This window comes from Streptomyces sp. NPDC092369, assembly GCF_044755245.1.
GTDB lineage: Bacteria > Actinomycetota > Actinomycetes > Streptomycetales > Streptomycetaceae > Streptomyces.
This window is the reverse complement of record NZ_JBIVQP010000001.1, coordinates 1,316,488-1,333,059: the sequence shown is the minus strand read 5'-3', so window position 1 is coordinate 1,333,059 and position 16,572 is coordinate 1,316,488. Positions and strand designations below refer to the sequence as shown.

Annotated in this window: 15 protein-coding genes and 1 pseudogene; 12 read left to right on the top strand and 4 right to left on the bottom strand. The window is 72.4% G+C overall.

What is annotated here, in order from left to right:
• The first annotated feature begins 64 nt into the window (after nucleotides 1-64).
• Complete coding sequence (locus ACIQI8_RS05915; RefSeq protein ID WP_402345329.1) at nucleotides 65-1,933, top strand: discoidin domain-containing protein; 1,869 nt, start codon at nucleotides 65-67, stop codon at nucleotides 1,931-1,933.
• 26 nt (nucleotides 1,934-1,959) lie between these two features.
• Here ACIQI8_RS05915 and ACIQI8_RS05910 read toward each other — a convergent pair whose 3' ends face one another.
• Both ACIQI8_RS05910 and ACIQI8_RS05905 read right to left on the bottom strand, forming a co-directional pair.
• Nucleotides 1,960-2,352 carry an SCO5389 family protein gene (locus ACIQI8_RS05910; protein WP_402345327.1) on the bottom strand — a complete coding sequence of 131 codons (393 nt, stop codon included), beginning with the start codon at nucleotides 2,350-2,352 and terminating at the stop codon, nucleotides 1,960-1,962.
• An 86-nt stretch (nucleotides 2,353-2,438) separates the two neighbouring features.
• On the bottom strand, nucleotides 2,439-3,386 hold the full coding sequence (locus ACIQI8_RS05905; RefSeq protein WP_402345325.1) for an ATP-binding protein: 948 nt from the start codon (nucleotides 3,384-3,386) through the stop codon (nucleotides 2,439-2,441).
• A gap of 126 nt (nucleotides 3,387-3,512) precedes the next feature.
• On the opposite strand from ACIQI8_RS05905, the gene ACIQI8_RS05900 reads away from it, so the two are divergent.
• Genes ACIQI8_RS05900 through ACIQI8_RS05880 form a run of 5 tightly spaced genes read left to right on the top strand, consistent with a single transcriptional unit; the run spans nucleotide 3,513 to nucleotide 9,032 of the window.
• Nucleotides 3,513-4,049, top strand: coding sequence for a GNAT family N-acetyltransferase (locus ACIQI8_RS05900; protein WP_402345323.1), 537 nt, complete (start codon nucleotides 3,513-3,515; stop codon nucleotides 4,047-4,049).
• 7 nt (nucleotides 4,050-4,056) lie between these two features.
• On the top strand, nucleotides 4,057-5,547 hold the full coding sequence (locus ACIQI8_RS05895; RefSeq protein WP_402345321.1) for an ABC transporter substrate-binding protein: 1,491 nt from the start codon (nucleotides 4,057-4,059) through the stop codon (nucleotides 5,545-5,547).
• Between the two features lie 3 nt (nucleotides 5,548-5,550).
• Nucleotides 5,551-7,323: an ABC transporter permease subunit gene (locus tag ACIQI8_RS05890; protein ID WP_402345319.1), complete on the top strand. Its 1,773-nt coding sequence runs from the start codon at nucleotides 5,551-5,553 to the stop codon at nucleotides 7,321-7,323.
• Complete coding sequence (locus tag ACIQI8_RS05885; protein WP_402345317.1) at nucleotides 7,320-8,558, top strand: MFS transporter; 1,239 nt, start codon at nucleotides 7,320-7,322, stop codon at nucleotides 8,556-8,558. Before ACIQI8_RS05890 ends, ACIQI8_RS05885 begins: the two co-directional genes overlap by 4 nt.
• A 36-nt stretch (nucleotides 8,559-8,594) precedes the next feature.
• A complete protein-coding gene (locus ACIQI8_RS05880) occupies nucleotides 8,595-9,032 on the top strand; it encodes a GNAT family N-acetyltransferase (protein WP_402345315.1) in 438 nt (145 codons plus the stop codon).
• A 148-nt stretch (nucleotides 9,033-9,180) separates the two neighbouring features.
• Here ACIQI8_RS05880 and ACIQI8_RS05875 read toward each other — a convergent pair whose 3' ends face one another.
• A complete protein-coding gene (locus tag ACIQI8_RS05875) occupies nucleotides 9,181-9,975 on the bottom strand; it encodes a CDP-alcohol phosphatidyltransferase family protein (RefSeq protein WP_402346711.1) in 795 nt (264 codons plus the stop codon).
• Nucleotides 9,976-10,082: 107 nt separating this feature from the next.
• Here ACIQI8_RS05875 and ACIQI8_RS05870 point away from each other — a divergent pair, with 107 nt between their 5' ends.
• The 5 genes and pseudogenes from ACIQI8_RS05870 to ACIQI8_RS05850 all read left to right on the top strand — a co-directional run.
• Nucleotides 10,083-11,054: a zinc-binding alcohol dehydrogenase gene (locus ACIQI8_RS05870; protein WP_402345313.1), complete on the top strand. Its 972-nt coding sequence runs from the start codon at nucleotides 10,083-10,085 to the stop codon at nucleotides 11,052-11,054.
• 117 nt (nucleotides 11,055-11,171) lie between these two features.
• The gene (locus ACIQI8_RS05865) at nucleotides 11,172-11,570 is read left to right on the top strand and encodes a 6-carboxytetrahydropterin synthase (protein ID WP_124001871.1); all 399 of its coding nucleotides are present in this window, start codon (nucleotides 11,172-11,174) and stop codon (nucleotides 11,568-11,570) included.
• Entirely contained in the window at nucleotides 11,567-12,751 is a 1,185-nt protein-coding gene (locus ACIQI8_RS05860; protein WP_402345312.1) for a glycosyltransferase family 4 protein, read from the top strand. The genes ACIQI8_RS05865 and ACIQI8_RS05860 overlap by 4 nt, the downstream gene beginning before the upstream one ends.
• Nucleotides 12,752-12,855: 104 nt before the next feature.
• Nucleotides 12,856-13,845, top strand: coding sequence for a trans-aconitate methyltransferase (locus ACIQI8_RS05855; RefSeq protein ID WP_402345311.1), 990 nt, complete (start codon nucleotides 12,856-12,858; stop codon nucleotides 13,843-13,845).
• Nucleotides 13,842-14,954: pseudogene (locus tag ACIQI8_RS05850) on the top strand (YbhN family protein); the annotation flags it as partial. The gene ACIQI8_RS05855 and the pseudogene ACIQI8_RS05850, both read left to right, overlap by 4 nt.
• Nucleotides 14,955-15,097: 143 nt before the next feature.
• Here ACIQI8_RS05850 and ACIQI8_RS05845 read toward each other — a convergent pair.
• A complete protein-coding gene (locus tag ACIQI8_RS05845) occupies nucleotides 15,098-15,862 on the bottom strand; it encodes a creatininase family protein (protein ID WP_402345310.1) in 765 nt (254 codons plus the stop codon).
• 39 nt (nucleotides 15,863-15,901) lie between these two features.
• On the opposite strand from ACIQI8_RS05845, the gene ribA reads away from it, so the two are divergent.
• Nucleotides 15,902-16,561, top strand: coding sequence for a GTP cyclohydrolase II (gene ribA, locus ACIQI8_RS05840; protein ID WP_402345309.1), 660 nt, complete (start codon nucleotides 15,902-15,904; stop codon nucleotides 16,559-16,561).
• Nucleotides 16,562-16,572: the final 11 nt, after the last annotated feature.

Sequence of the window (16,572 nt, the reverse complement as noted above, 5' to 3'; positions counted from 1 at the left end):
CATGAGCACGTCATCAAGATCCCCGCCTCAACCCCGTCTCATCCCCAGCTCAAAGGAGAGCCGCATGAGATCCCGCACCCTGTGGGCCGCTCTGGCCGCCGTGTCCCTGCTGTCCGCGACCCCGGCCTTCGCCGCCCCCGCCCCGGAGGCCGCCGCGGCCGCCGCCACCTGGGACACCGACCGCGCCGGCACCGCGTACACCGCGAACCCGGCCGCCGTCACCGCCTCCGGCAGCGAGAACGCCGGCACCGCCCCCGGCCTGGCCTTCGACGGCAACGGCGCCACCCGCTGGTCCAGCAACTTCGCCGACGACGCCTGGATCCGCGTCGACCTCGGCGCCACGATCCGCGTCGACCGCGTGACCCTGGACTGGGAGGCCGCCTACGGCAAGCGCTATGTCCTGGAGGTGTCGAAGAACGGCACCGACTGGACCCCCTTCTACACGGAGACGGCCGGCACCGGCGGCTCGATCACCGCGAACACGTATCCGCAGGAGGCGACGGGCCGCTACGTCCGCATGCGCGGCCTCGAACGCGCCACGCCTTATGGCTACTCGCTCTACTCCTTCAGGGTCTACGGCGGCGAACCGGCCCCCGCGTCCACGACCCGCAGCAACCTCGCCCTGAACCACCCGGCGTACTCGAACTACTACCAACACTCCGGCAACTCACCGGCGTTCCTCACCGACGGCGGCTGGCCCGCCAACCTCAAGGACGACGCGACCCGTTGGTCCAGCGACTGGAACGCCGACCGCTGGGTCTCGGTCGACCTGGGCGCCACCTCGACGATCTCCTCCGTCGACTTCTACTGGGAGGCGGCCTACGCCGTCGACTACCAGCTCCAGGTCTCCGACGACAACCGCACCTGGCGCACGGTCTACCAGCCCTCGGCCGCGGACGTGGCCGCCCGCCGGGCCGACATCAAGTCACCGGCGGAGGCCACGGGCCGCCACGACACGGTCACCCTCTCCACCCCGGCCACCGGCCGCTACGTCCGCATGCTCGGCAAGGAGCGCCGCAGCTTCTACAACCAGGCCCCCGCCACCGCCCAATTCGGCTACTCCCTCTACGAGTTCCAGGTCTGGGGCACGGGGGGCAGCGCGGCGGCCGCCTACCCGGCGCTGCCCGGCGAGCAGTCGGGGACGTACCAGACGACGTTCTTCGACGACTTCACCGGCACGAGCCTGGACCGCTCCAAGTGGCGGGTGGTCAGGACCGGTTACGAGATGGGTCCGGTCAACGGCGAGTCCCAGGCGTACGTCGACTCGACGAACAACATCGTCACGCAGAACGGCAGCCTGCTGCTGAAGTCGAAGTACTGCAACGACTGCACCCAGACACCGGCCGGGACCTACGACTTCACCTCCGGGCGCATCGACACCAACACCAAGTTCGACTTCACCTACGGCCGGGTCAGCGCGCGTATGAAGCTTCCGGTCGGGGACGGCTTCTGGCCCGCCTTCTGGCTGCTGGGCAGCAACGTCGACGACACCTCGGTCTCCTGGCCGGCCTCCGGCGAGACCGACATCATGGAGAACATCGGCTACCCGGACTGGACGAGCACCGCCCTGCACGGCCCCGGTTACTCGGCCGACGGCAACATCGGCGCCCGCCAGACCTTCCCGAACGGCGGCAGGGTCGACCAGTGGCACACGTACGCGGTGGAGTGGACCCCGACCGGGATGCGCTTCTACGTCGACGATCGCCTGGTCCAGGAGACGACCCGCAACAAGCTGGAGTCGACGCGCGGGCAGTGGGTCTACGACCACAACCAGTACGTCATTCTCAACCTGGCGCTGGGCGGGGCATACCCGGCCGGCTGGAACCAGGTGACGACTCCCTACTGGGGCCTGCCGCAGTCCAGCGTGGACAAGGTCGCGGCCGGGGGAGTGCAGGCGGAGGTGGACTGGGTGCGGGTGGAGCAGAAGCGGTAGCCCACCGGTCCGCCTGGCATGTGGGGTCAGCAGTCCCTGAACTCCGGTGACTGGTTCAGGATCTGCGAGCGCACCGACGTGAACTTCGCGTACGACTGTCCGTCCAGTGACTCGGGTCGGAACGCCGCCACCCGGTGGCAGTTCTGGAAGGCCAGGGCCACCCCGAAGTGGCGTTCCAGGCTGCCGCGGATGGCGTCGCTGGCGAGGGCCCGCAGCAGTTGGCCGCGCTCCCGTTCGGACGGGGGCGCGGTCCTGTTGTCGGCGAACTCGGCGGTGCCGCCCCGCAGTTCGGCCGTGAGGCCGGCGATCAGGTCGTAGGCGTAGGGGAGGGACGTGCGGACCGTGTCCACGAAGTCCGCCTCGCGGATGTCACCGCTCTCGGCTTCGGCGAGGAGCTTCGGGGAGACGTCGAGAGACATGAAAAGGGGTGTCCTGTCGGGTAGTTGGTGAGTGGGGTGAGTGGGGTGAGTGGGGTGAGTGGGTTAGGTGGTGGGCTGGGTGGTGGTTACGCCGGCGCCGTCAGGCCCGGAACGAAGTCCGGGTCCACCTGGTCGGCCAGGTCCAGGCCCGTCGCCCGGTCCGCCCACGCCCGGGCGTTGCGCAGGTGGAAGTCGACGGCGTGGCGGTGCAGGGTCGGCCAGTCCCTGGGGCGGGCGTCGACGGTCTCGCGCAGGATGTTCAGGGCGTGGCGGTTGTGCGGCTCCAACTCACCCCGTGCGCGGCCCTGTTCGGCGGCGCGCACCCAGGGGGACTGGACCAGGTGGGTCAGGAGGTCGTCGCCCACCTCCTCCTTGAGGAACAGCAGGTCGTCCTCGCCCGTCACCTTGTTGCCGACGACCGCGATCCGGATGCCGAACTCCCGGGCGTGGTCGCGGTACTGGCGGTAGACGGAGACGCCCTTGCGGGTGGGTTCGGCCACCAGGAAGGTCAGGTCGAAGCGGGTGAACAGGCCCGACGCGAAGGCGTCCGCGCCCGCCGTCATGTCGACGACGACGTACTCGCCGGGGCCGTCGACCAGATGGTTCAAGTACAGCTCGACCGCGCCGAGTTTGGAGTGGTAGCAGGCCACTCCGAGGTCGCTCTCCTCGAACTCGCCCGTCGCCATCAGCGGAACCTCACCCGCCCGGACCACATGCCGGGCGTGCACCTCGTCGTCGCCGAGCAGGCGCAGCAGGCGTGAGCCGCGCCCGGGCGGGGTGGTCTTGATCATGGCCTCGCGGGAGGCGATGCGGGGATTGGTTCCGCGCAGGAACTCCTTCAGTTCGCCCAGACGGGCGCCCAGGGGCGGCGCGGTGACCGGTTCGGTGTCAGGGGCCAGCGCCGCCGCCAGGTGCTGGTTGATGTCGCCGTCGATGGCGAGCACGGGCGCGCCGCAGCGGGCCAGATGGCGGGCGAAGAGGGCCGACAGGGTCGTCTTGCCGCTGCCGCCCTTTCCGACGAAGGCGACCCGCATTACCGGACCGCTCGCCGAGCAGTGTTTTTGAAAATGAATGTCATGTGGGTAGGTTCTAGGGGGTGGCCGCGAGGCTGTCAAATCGAGACGATCAAGCTCCAGAGGGTTAATGCATATGATGTGCAAGTGCGTGACTACTGCATCAGGGCGGCGCGCCCGGACGACCTCGACGGTGCGCGAGCCGTGATGCTCGACACCGTCTACCGCGACTTCGGCACCGGCTACGTGCCCCGCTGGCACGGCGACATCATCGACCCGGCCACCGCCTACCTCGCCCCCGCCCGCCACACCCTCCTGGTCGCACTCGACCCGGCCGACGGGACCGTCGTCGCCACCGGCGCCCTCGACTCCCGCGGACCGGCCCACCCGCCGAACCCGCGCGATCTCGCCGAGCGCTACCCCTCCGGCGAGACCGCCCAACTGCGCCGGATCTACGTTTGTCCGGCCCACCGCCGACGCGGTCTCGCCCGGCGTCTGGTCGGTGAACTGCTCGCTTTCGCCGCCGCCGACGGCGGCTACCGCGCCGTGTATCTGCACACGGATCCGGCGGTGCCGGGCGCCGAACCCTTCTGGCGGTCGCTCGGCAAGGTCGTGCTGGACGAGCGCGAGGAACCGGGCGGCGGCCAGGGGATCATCCACTTCGAGATACCGATGGGGCGGTAGACGCACCGTGCACCGTTTTCGACTTCTGCTCGCTCTCCTCCTCGCCCCGGCCCTGACCGGCTGCTTCGCCTCGGGCGGCGCCGAGGACGCGGCCGGTGACGCGAAGGAAGGCTCGCGGCTGCGGGTCGCCCTCGCCTTCCCGCCGGCCGAGAACCTCTCCCCGTACGGCGCCGACGCCACCATCCTCAGCCGCCTCGGCATCACCGAGAGCCTGACCGCCCTGGACGCCAACGGCGCCGCGGCCCCCGCGCTCGCCGCCTCCTGGCGCCGCGAGGACGACCGCAATTGGCTGTTCACCCTGCGCGAGGCCACCTTCCAGGACGGCACGGACGTCACCCCGGCCGCCGTCGCCGCCTCCCTCACCCACGCCACCGAGGCGAAGCCCGCACCCGCGGCCCTCTCCGGCGTCACCCTCAAGGCAGAGGCCGACGGCGACACCGGCGTACGCATCACCACGGACGAACCGGACCCCGTCCTGCCCCTGCGCATGTCCAGCCCGAGCCTCGCCGTCCTGTCGACGAAGGCCTACGGCAAGACCGGCGCCGTCGATCCGGCAGGCACCGCCACCGGACCCTTCGAACTCACCGACGTCACCGGCGCCACGGCCGCGAGCCTCGACCGCTTCGACGACTACTGGGGCGGGCGGGCCCAAGCCGCGGGCGTGGACGTGAAGTTCATCGCCGACGGCACCGCCCGTGCCGCCGCCCTGCGTACCGGACAGGCCGACCTCGCCGAGTCGATCCCCGTCGCCCAGGCCGCCACCCTCGAAGAGGCGACCCGCGAGGAGACGGCCACGACCCGCACCACCAGCCTGCTCCTCAACTCCGACTCGGGCCCCTTCAAGGACCCGAAGGTGCGGGCCGCCGCGCGCGAGGCCGTCGACACCGGCGCGCTCGCCGACGGGGTCTACGAAGGACACGCCGACGCCGGAGCGGGCATCTACGGCCCCGCCGTCACCTGGGCCGAGGGCAAGCGGAAGCGGCCGGCGGGACGGGCCGAAGCCACCTCGCCCAAGGGCGCGAGGATCACCCTCGCCACGTATGACAACCGGCCCGAACTCCCCGAAGTGGCCCAGGTGTTGAAGCAACAGCTGGAGAAGGCCGGGTTCCGTGTCGAGCTGGAGGTGCGCGAGTACTCGCGGCTGGAGAGCGACGCGCTGGACGGGAAGTTCGACGCCTTCGTGCTCGCCCGCAACACCCTGGTCGACACCGGTGACCCCGTCGCCGTCCTGGCCGGCGACTTCACCTGCGACGGCGGGTACAACCTGGCGCGGCTGTGCGACAAGAACGTCGACCGGGCCGTCGCCGAGGCCGAGGGCGTCACCGACACCGCCAAGCGGCAGGACGCGGTGATGGCGGCCGAGGCCGAGATCCTCGGCACCGACGCCGTCGTCCCCCTCGTCCACCAGCGGATCATCACCGGCGTCGGCACCGCGGTGCGCGGCGCGCTGCTCGACCCGTACGAGCGCACCCTCGTCGGCACCGGCACCCGGCGCTGACGGATGCGGCACCGAGCGATCGCGCCCCTGTGGCGCGCCGGACTCGCGGCCGCCCTGGTGTGCGGCATCGGTCTGCTGCCCTGGCTCGCGCGCACCGACCCGGCGCTCACCGTGCTCAAGGCGCGCTCGGCCGACCGCGACCCCACCCCCGAGGTGCTGGCCGACATCCGGGCCCAACTCGGCCTCGCCGACGGCCCGTTGGCACTCCTCGGGCGGTGGGCCCACGGGCTGTTGCGGGGGGACGCGGGCCGGTCCTGGATCTCCGGGGCCGAGGTCGGGCCCGCCGTCCTCCAGGCACTCGGCGCGTCACTGCTGCTGATGGCGGTCGCCCTCGCCGTCGCGGTCGTCACGGCCGGACTGATCTGCGCGCCCACCCTCAACCGGCAGGGTCGCAGGGGGCGTTCGGCCGGTGGCGGTTCCGCCGTCGTCGCCGCGCTGCCGGAATTCCTCATCGCGTCGGTCCTCGCGACCGTCGTCGGCGTGCAGTTGGGCTGGCTGCCCGCGCTCGGCTGGTACGGACCCCAGTGGACGGTGCTGCCCGCGCTCGCCCTCGGCCTGCCCGCCGGGGCCGTGCTCGGACGGCTCCTCGACGACCTGCTGCCCAGCGCCTTCGCCGAACCCTGGGCGCTGGCCGCCGCCGCGCGCGGACTCCCGAACCGGCGCATCGCGAGGCAGGCCCTGCGTCGCTGTCTGCCCGGACTGCTGCCCAACGTCGGCCTGTTCGTGGTCGGCATCACCGGCGGCTCCGTCGCAGTGGAGCAGATCTTCGACATCCCCGGCCTCGGCCGCACCACCCTCCAGGCCGCCCTCGCCCAGGACCTGCCGGTCCTCCAGGCCGGCACCCTGCTCCTCCTCCTGCTCGCCGCCGCCTCCACGGGCGCGGCCCGGATCGCCGCCCGCCTCCTGATCGGCCCCGCCCTGCACGACGGCACCCTCCCCTCCCTGCACCGCCCGACCCCACCCGCCCGCACCGTCCAGCCCTTCCTCTACGCCGGGGTCCTGCTCGGCGTCGTCGCGCTCGGCCTGCCCCGCGACCCGCTCGCCCTCGACACGAGTCAACGCCTCCAATCACCGTCCTGGACCCACCCGTTCGGTACGGACGCGCTCGGCCGGGACGTGCTCGCCCGGGTCGCCCACGGCGCCCTCGACACCCTGCTGCTCGCTCTCGCGATCGGCGCCGCCGCCCTGCTCGCCGGCGTACTGCTCGGGCTCGTGCCCCGGCTGTCCGGGCCGCTCGTCGACACCGTCAACGCCGTGCCGCCGGTCCTCGGCGCACTCCTCGTCACGGCCGTCGCGGGCAGCGGTGCCGGCACGCCCGCGCTGGCCGTCGGGGTCGTCGCCTGGGCGCCGCTCGCCACGCACACCTCGGCGCTGCTACGGCAGGAACGGGCCGCGCTGCACATCACCGCCACACGCGGCCTCGGCGCGGACCGCCGGTATCTGCTGCGGCACGAACTCCTGCCCGCCGTCCTGCCGTCCGTCACCCGGCACGCCCTGCTGCGTCTGCCGGGCATCGCCCTCGCGCTCGCCTCGCTCGCCTTCCTCGGCCTCGGCGCCCAGCCGCCCGCTCCGGAATGGGGCCTCCTCCTCGCCGAGAACCAGCCCTACGCCGAACGCGCCCCCTGGGCCGTCCTCGCACCGGCCGCCGCACTCGCCCTGCTCGGCGCGCTGGCGGTGAGCGCGGGTGGGGGAGTGCGGTGGCCGCGCCGCCGTACAGCGGTCGTTGCCGTCGTCGAACAGTCCACAGGAGCAAGGGAGTTGGTGGGCGCGGAGTGACCGTGCCGTCGGTCGGGCTGCGGAAGACGGAGAACGGCGTTCGGCTCACGCCCCTGCTGAGACTCCTGATCCTCACCCAACTCGCCTTCAACATCGGCTTCTTCGCCGTGCTGCCCTTCCTGTCCGAGCATCTGGGGCAGGCGATGGGGATGGCGGGCTGGCTGGTCGGGTTCGTGCTCGGGCTGCGGACCTTCAGCCAGCAGGGGCTGTTCGTGGTGGGCGGGGCGCTGGCGGACCGGTACGGGATACGGCCCGTGGTGCTCGTGGGATGTGCGCTGCGGATCGCCGGGTTCGGGTGGCTCGGGTACGCGGGGGAGACCTGGTCGGTCGTGGGCGCGGTGCTGCTGATCGGGTTCGCCGCGGCCCTGTTCTCGCCGGCCGTGGAGTCCGAAGTCGCCCGGCAGGCGGTGCTGTTGGAGCAGCCGGGCGGTGGTTCACGTACCCGTGTCCTGGCGTTGTTCACGGTGGCCGGACAGGCGGGGGCCTTCGTCGGGCCGTTGCTGGGCGCGCTGTTGCTCGCGGTGGACTTCCGGGCCGTATGCCTCGGCGGCGCCGGGATCTTCGTGCTCGTCCTCGCCGGCCACGCGTGGCTGTTGCCGCAGCACATCCCCGGCCGCGCGCGGACCCGATTGCAGGGCGGCCTGCCGCTGCTCCTGCGCAACCGCCGCTTCCTGGCGCTGTGTTGTGCCTACGGCGCCTACCTCCTCGCCTACAACCAGCTCTACCTCGCCCTGCCCGCCGAGGTGGAGCGCGCGGTGGGCTCGCAGGCACCGCTGGCCTGGCTGTTCGCGCTGTCGTCCCTGCTCGTGGTGACGGCCCAACTCCCCGTCACGGGCTGGGCGTCGGCGCGCCTCAGCCTGCGCCGGTCCATGACGGCGGGCCTGGCTCTCATCGCGACCGGCTTCGCCCTCGTGGCCGCGGCCCGCCCCGCCGCCGCGACCGGCACGACGGCGCTGCTCCCCGCCGCGGGCTTCGTCGTCCTGCTCACCCTCGGCCAGATGCTCATCGCACCGGCCGCCCGGGCCTGGCTCCCCGACCTCGCGCAGGACGGCCGACTCGGCCTCTACACCGGGGCGTTGTCCTCCGTGTCCGGCCTCATCGTCCTGATGGGCAGCTCGGCGACGGGCCTGCTCCTCGACGCAGGCCTGCCAGCGGCGGTGCCGTGGGTGGTGCTGGCGGTGGTGCCGGTCGCGGCGATCGCGGTGTTGCCGCGGAGACAGGGGAGCGGCGCGTGAGTCCGGGGTGCGGATCGCGTCGATAGGGTCCACCTCATGAACATCGAGGTGGAGATCGCCCGCAAGGCGGACCAGGAACTCGTCGACGCCTTCGGCCGGTTGCTGCCGCAGCTGTCGCGGTCGGCGAAGGTCCTCGACGCCGGCGCGGTCGGCCGCATCCTGGCCTGCGACGCCAACACCGTGCTCGTCGCCCGGGCCGACGGGGAGATCGTCGGCACGCTGACCCTCGTCATGTTCCCGGTGCCGTCGGGGCTGCGGGCCCGTATCGAGGACGTCGTCGTGGACGGAGCGGCGCGAGGGCACGGAGTCGCGGGGCTGCTGACGCGGAAGGCTCTGGAGGTCGCCCGGGAGGCCGGGGCCCGTACCGTCGATCTCACCTCACGACCCGACCGCGAGGCCGCGAACAGGCTCTACGAGCGGCTCGGGTTCCAGGTCAGGGAGTCCACGGTGTACCGGTTGCCGCTCGACGGGTGAGGGCGGATCGGGCTCTCGCTGTGGCTGTCCGGAGCCGACGTACCACGGAGGTCGGCCGTGCTCGGGGCGCTCACTGAGCCTGAGCGTCTCGGGTGGAGGACGGCCTCGGTCGGATCTCGTGTCTCCGGCCGACGACCTCCGTCGCCGCTCAGGAGCTGACCGTCTCCCGCTCCCGCTCCGGCTCGCGCTCCGCCGCCATCTCCAGCATCTCCTCGACCTCGCCGTCCTGGACCCGCGAGGTGCGGTGGAGCCAGATGACGTCACGGCCGAAGGACCAGGTCAGCAGAGCCAGGGCGAGGGCGGCCACGGCGAAGGTGGGGGTGTGGGGGAGGTAGCCCGAGGCCGCGACCAGGAGGAAGACGCCCTGGAGGGCGGCGACCGTCTTGCGGGCCGTGCTCGGGGGCAGCGGCGCGTTCAGCCAGGGCCAGACGCGGGCCGCGGCGACGAAGGCGTAGCGCATGGCGCCGATCAGCACGACCCAGGGGCCCAGGCTCATGGAGACGTAGATGCTGAGCACCAGGATCAGGAACGCGTCGACCTCCATGTCGAAGCGTGCGCCCAGCGGGGTCGACGTGCCCGTGGCGCGGGCGACCTTGCCGTCCACACCGTCGAGGATCAGCGCGACGGCCGTGAGACCGACGAAGAGCGTGACCGGCGGGGAGCTTTCGAAGGAGTCCGCGACCAGGGCGGTCACACCGCCCACCAGGGTCGCCCGGCCGAGGGTCACCCGGTTGGCCGGGCCGAAGGACCGCGGCCGGCTTCGATGCAGTGCCCGCGAGAGCACCGCCCAAGTGGCGACGGCGAACACGAGGCCCGTGAGCCAGCCCGCCGGCCCCATGCCGATCGCCGTACCGAGCAACACCAGCAACAGGATCTGCAGACCCGCTCCCACAGCGGTCTCCTGCTGGACCAGCCTTGCGTCGTACGTGTTGTTCAGGGCCACCGCATACCCTCCGGCCAAGTGACAAGTGGATCAACGCCGCGTACTGTGCGCGGCCTGTGCACACCTCGGTACGTGCACCACTTCCCGATCGTTCAGGAGGAGGCCGGATGAACCGCATCGGCCGTGCGTTCTGGCTCGCCCGTCCGGGCCAAGGAGAGCTGCGGGACGTGGACCTGCCCGTACCCGCGGTAGGTGAGGTCCTGGTGCGTTCGCTCTACTCCGGGGTCAGCCGCGGCACGGAGACCCTGGTCTTCCGCGGGGGCGTCCCCGAGAGCCAGCACGCGGTGATGCGGGCCCCCTTTCAGGAGGGCGACTTCCCCGCCCCCGTGAAGTACGGCTACCTGAACGTGGGCGTGGTGGAGGAGGGGCCCGAGGAACTCGTGGGGCGCACGGTGTTCTGCCTCTATCCCCATCAGACGCGGTACGTCGTCCCCGCCACCGCCGTCACCGTCGTACCGGAGACCGTGCCCGCCGAACGCGCCATTCTCGCCGGCACCGTCGAGACCGCCGTCAACGCCCTCTGGGACGCGAGCCCCATGATCGGCGACCGGATCGCCGTGGTCGGCGGCGGCATGGTCGGCTGCTCGGTGGCCGCCCTGCTCGCCAGGTTCCCGGGCGTACGGGTGCAGCTGGTGGACGCCGACCCGGCACGCGCCGCGACCGCGAAAGCACTCGGCGTCGACTTCGCGCTGCCCGCCGACGCGCTCGGCGACCGCGACCTCGTCGTGCACGCCAGCGCCACGGAACAGGGCCTGGCCCGCTCACTGGAACTGCTGGCCGCAGAGGGCACTGTCGTGGAACTGAGCTGGTACGGCGACCGGAAGGTCAGCCTCCCGCTCGGCGAGGCCTTCCACTCCCGCCGCCTGACCATCCGCGCCAGCCAGGTCGGCACCGTCTCCCCGGCCCGAGCGAGCCGCAGCTACGCCGACCGGCTCGCCCTCGCCCTCGACCTGCTCGCCGACCCGGCGCTCGACGCCCTCATCACAGGGGAAAGCGCGTTCGAAGAGCTGCCCGAGGTGCTGCCGAAGCTGGCAGAGGGAGTCATTCCGGCCCTCTGTCACCGGATCCGGTACCCCTGACCTGAGAAAAGAGTGAGAGTGGGCTGAACGGGGGGAACCGAAGAGCCGTAGTAGACGGTATCCCCGGGCAGCCAACCGGCCGGGGGACCAGACGTGCCGCACCTGGAGGGTCGTCCGTTGTTCAGTGTCACCGTCCGCGATCACATCATGATCGCCCACAGCTTCCGCGGTGAGGTCTTCGGACCCGCGCAGCGCCTGCACGGAGCGACGTTCCTGGTGGACGCCACGTTCCGGCGCGAGCAGCTGGACGACGACAACATCGTCGTCGACATCGGTCTTGCCACGCAGGAGCTTGGCGCCGTCGTCAGCGAGCTGAACTACAGAAACCTCGACAACGAGCCCGAGTTCGCCGGGATCAACACCTCGACGGAGTTCCTGGCCAAGGTCATCGCCGACCGGCTCGCCGAGCGGATCGAGAAGGGCGCGCTGGGCGAGGGCGCCCGGGGCATCGCCGCGATCGCCGTCGCGCTGCACGAGTCGCACATCGCGTGGGCGAGTTACGAGCGTGCCCTGTGACCGACACGACCGTGGACCGTGCGCGGCTCGGCTATGTGCCGCTGCAGCACTCCGCCCCGAGGAAGAACGTAGAGATCCTGCCGATGTCCTTGCGCTCCGTGCATTTCGTGATGCCGGGCGGGGTCGACGACCCCGCCGTGCCGAGCGGCGGCAACGCCTATGACCGGCGCGTGAGTCTGGACCTGGCCGGCTTCGGCTGGCAGGTCCACAAGCACGCCGTGGACGGCGGCTGGCCCCGGCCCGACGCCGGTGCCCGGTCCGAACTCGCCCGTACGCTGCGGGAGTTGCCCGACGACTCGATCGTCCTGCTGGACGGCCTGGTCGCCTGCGGCGTCCCCGAGGTCGTGATCCCCGAGACGGAGCGGCTGCAGCTCGCCGTCCTCGTGCACCTCCCGCTCGGCGACGAGCGCGGGCTCGACCCGGCGGTGGCCGCCGAACTGGACGCTCAGGAACGGGATGTCCTGCGGGCCGTCCCCGCGGTGATCGCCACCAGCGACTGGGCGGTGCGCCGCCTGGTCTCCCACCACGGCCTCGCCCCCGAGCGCGTCCACGTCGCCGCCCCGGGCGCCGACATCGCGCCCCTCGCCTCCGGCACCGACGGCGTCTCGCGACTGCTGTGCGTCGCCTCGGTCACCCCGCGCAAGGGACAGCACCGGCTCGTCGAGGCCCTGGCCGCGGCGGCCGACCTGCCCTGGAGCTGCGTCTGCGTCGGCGCGCTCACGCAGGACCCCGAGTACGTCGCCCGACTGCGCGCCCTGATCGCCGAGCACGGCCTCCAGGACCGCATCCACCTCGCGGGACCGCGGGCCGGCGCCGAACTCGACGCGACCTACGCCGCCGCCGACCTCATGGTCCTCACCTCCTACGCGGAGACCTACGGCATGGCGGTCACCGAGGCGCTCGCGCGCGGCATCCCGGTGCTCGCGACCGACGTCGGCGGACTGCCCGAGGCGGTCGGCCGCGCCCCCGACGGCGGGGTGCCCGGCATCCTCGTCCCGCCGGAGGACCCCGCCGCGCTCGCCGCCGAACTGCGCGGCTGGTTCGGCGAGGCCGATGTACGACGCCGGCTGAAGGCCGCTGCCCGGGGCCGGCGGGCCGCCCTGGACGGCTGGGCGACCACCGCCCGCTCTCTCGCCGGAGTACTGGGCCGGCTTCCCAGCGAACCCAGGAGGGCCGCATGAACAGGACGGCACAGGCGAGCGGGAGGATTCCGGCCCAGCCCGGACCCCGTCAGGCTCGTATCGCAGGGTCGGCGGGGCAGGAGCGGGGTGTCGGAATGCAGGACATGAGTGCTGTGGTGACCGAGGGGGCGGAGGCCGTGCCCACGAACGTGAGCGACGCGGTGACCGGACCCCAGGAGCCGGGTGCCGTGATCCCCGGCGCCGGGCCCAGCAACCGCCCCGGCGAGCGCGCCACCGTACGGCTGCGGGAGACCGGGCCCGAGGAGCCGCCCCGCTACGCCCCCGAGTGGCTGGAGCTGCGCGAGCCGGCGGACGCCGACGCGCGCGCCCACGACCTGCTCGACCCGCTGCGGATCCGGCTCGCCAACCTGCCGGGCAAGGCAGGCCTGGTCATCCACGACCTCGGCTGCGGCACCGGCTCCATGGGCCGCTGGCTCGCGCCCCGGCTCGACGGCGCCCAGCACTGGATCCTGCACGACCGCGACCCCTACCTGCTGCACTTCGCGGCCGTCGCCTCCCCGAGGTCGGCCGCCGACGGCAGCCGGGTCACCGTCGAGACCCGCCGCGGCGACGTCGCCCGGCTCACCCCGGACGCCCTCCGCGGCGCCTCCCTGGTGACGGCCTCCGCACTCCTCGACGTCCTCACCCGCGAGGAGATCGAGACCCTCGCGGACGCCTGCACCGGTGCCGGCTGCCCGGCCTTGCTCACGCTCTCCGTCGCCGGACGCGTCGAGCTCACCCCGTCCCACCCGATGGACGCGGAGATCGCCGAGGCGTTCAACGCCCACCAGCGCCGCGACGGACTGCTCGGCCCGGACTCGGTGACGGTCGCCTGCGAGGCGTTCTCCGAACGAGGCGCGACGGTCCGCCTGCACCCGAGCGCCTGGCGCCTTGGACCCGCGGAGTCCCAGCTGACGGCCCAGTGGCTGCGCGGCTGGGTCGGTGCGGCCGTCGAACAGCGCCCCGACCTCGCCGCTCGCGCAGAACGGTATCTGCAGGACCGACTGGCCGCCTGCGAGGCCGGTGAGCTGCACGTCGTGGTCCACCACAGCGACCTCCTGGCGCTGTCCCGCCCGACCGGGAGCGCGGCATGAGCGTGGAGACGGTACGGGCCCACGTGGTCCGGCGCGAGCCGGTCACCGAGCGCACGCGACGCACCGGCAAGGGCGCGCCGGGCGGCGAGATCGCCTGCGTGCGGAGCAACGCGCAGGTCGAGCGTGTCGGGGCCGTGGCCCTGGCCGACCGGCCCCGGCTCCTGCCCGGCCCGCCCGCCGGCGCCGCCGTCTCCAAGGACCGTATCGGCGTCATCGTCACCGCTGCCCGGACCGACGCGACAGCGCGGCCGGCCTGGTGGCGGCGGGCGGTTGCGCGGGTCAACTCCCGTGCGGTGCGGACCCACTTCGGGACCGTCGCGGGTGTCGCGATCCTCGCCGCCCTGCTGTGGAAGCTGGGCACCGGGGTGTTCCTGGACGGGCTGCGGCGGATCGACGGGCCGACGCTGCTCCTGGCCCTCGCGATCGGCGTGGCCACGACCGTGCTCAGCGCGTGGCGTTGGGCGCTGGTGGCGCGCGGGCTGCGGATCACGCTCCCGCTCGGCCCCGCCGTCGCCGACTACTACCGCTCGCTGTTCCTGAACGCGGCCCTGCCCGGCGGTGTCCTCGGCGATGTCCACCGCGCGGTACGCCACGGGCAGAACGCCGGCGACATGGGCCGCGGTGTCCGCTCCGTTGTCCTCGAACGGGCCGCGGGACAGGTCGCGTTGACGGTGATCGGCGGAGTGGTCCTGCTGACCATGCCGTCCCCGGTGCTCGCCGAGACCCGGCACTTCGTGCCGCTGCTCGCCCTGGCCGTGGTCGGCGCGCTCGCCGTCGTCCTCGCCCTGCGGATGAACCGCGCGTCCTCCGCCACTCCCTCCCGTCGCGGCCGGGCCGTGCGCGCCACCCTCGCCGAGGCCCGCGAGGCGCTGCTGTCCCGCCGCAACGCGCCGGGCGTCGTCGTCTCCTCCGTGCTCGTCCTGGCCGGCCACGTCGCGATGTTCGTGCTCGCCGCCGAGGTCGCCGGATCCGACGCCTCCGTCGCCGCCCTGCTGCCGATCTCCGTGCTCGCGCTGGTCGTCATGGGGCTCCCGCTGAACGTCGGCGGCTTCGGCCCCCGGGAAGGCGCCACCGCCTGGGCGTTCGGTGCCGCGGGCCTCGGCGCGAGCACCGGGCTCGCCGTCTCCGTCATCTACGGCGTGCTCAGCTTCGTAGCCGCTCTGCCCGGCCTCGCCGTGCTCGTCGCGCGGTGGTACACCGGCCTGCGCGCGGGTTCCGGGACACCCCCCACGGTCCCGGACCCCGCCGCCGACTACCCGCGTCCGTCCGCCGAGGTGAGCAGCGAGAAATACGCGCCGAAGGAATCCGTGAGGCTCGCGAGGAGTTCCTTCCCCTCTTCCGCGGAACCCAGCGAGGGGCGTCCGATGACGCCCGAGTCGGTATAGCCGGACATACCGAGGGTGAGCAGATGACGTCGGTCGTCCGCGACGAAATCGGAGGTCTCGTAACCGGGTCGAAGGAATTCGGGGTGAGTGTGCAGAAGGATGGAGGTCTCGATTTCTCCCGCATGCATGTCGGTGAGCGGCGAGGTGGCCACGCCCGCCCGCCGCAGCGCCTCGTCCCAGTCCTCCACGGCCGGGAACAGCGCCATCCGCTCGCCGCGGGCGGAGGATTCCTGAACGACGTTGCCCAGCACGTAGTTCCCGCCGTGCCCGTTGACCACCACCAGGGCCTCGACACCGGAGCGGCGGAGCGAGGCCGCGATGTCGCTCACCACCGCGTGCAGGGTAGGCGAGGAGATGCTGACGGTCCCCGGCCAGGCCGCGTGCTCGTGCGAGCAGGCGACCGTCACCGGAGGAAGGAGGTGCACCGGGTACGCCGCGGCGATCTCCCGGGCCACGGCACAGGCGACCAACGTGTCGGTCGCCAGCGGAAGGTAGGGGCCGTGCTGCTCGAAGCTGCCCACGGGAAGGACGGCCACCTGCGTTGAGACACCCGCCGCCCTGGTCCGTACGTCATCCGTAGTGTCCGTCGGCACCAGACCGTATGCCGCCGCATGCGCGCCCGAACCACTCATTTCTTCACGGCCTTTCGTCTCTGTTTAGGAATCAGAATCATGACAGATAAAGTCGGCGTACTCGGCAAGAAGTCACCGCAGCGCACGGGCGTGGAACGTATCGTGAATGCGCCGCTGCCCACCGTGTACGGGCAATTTCGCGCGATCGGTTACATGGATCACGACCGCGGTGACGAGCAAGTGGCCCTTGTGCACGGCGAGATAGGCGCCGAACGCGTTCTCGTCCGACTGCACTCCGAGTGCCTCACGGGTGACGCGTTCGGCTCCCAGCACTGCGAGTGCGGCGACCAACTCGCCTCCGCGCTGCGCGCCGTGGTCGCCGAAGGCAGCGGCATCGTCGTCTACCTGAGGGGCCACGAGGGCCGCGGTATCGGCCTGCTCGGCAAGTTGCGCGCGATGGCCCTGCAGGCCGAGGGACTGGACACGGTCGAGGCGAACCTCGCGCTCGGACTGCCGGTGGACGCCCGCGACTACGGCGTCGCCGCCGACATCCTGCACGACCTGGGCGTGAACTCCGTCCGCCTGCTCTCCAACAACCCGCGCAAGCGCGAGTCGTTGCTCGCGCACGGCATCGACGTGGCCGAGACGGTCCCGCTGCTGATCCCGCCGTGCGAGAGCAACATCACTTACCTGCGCACCAAGCGGGAGCGGCTCGACCACATCCTGCCCCACCTGGACGCCATGGCCCACCTGTCCTGAATACCGGCACG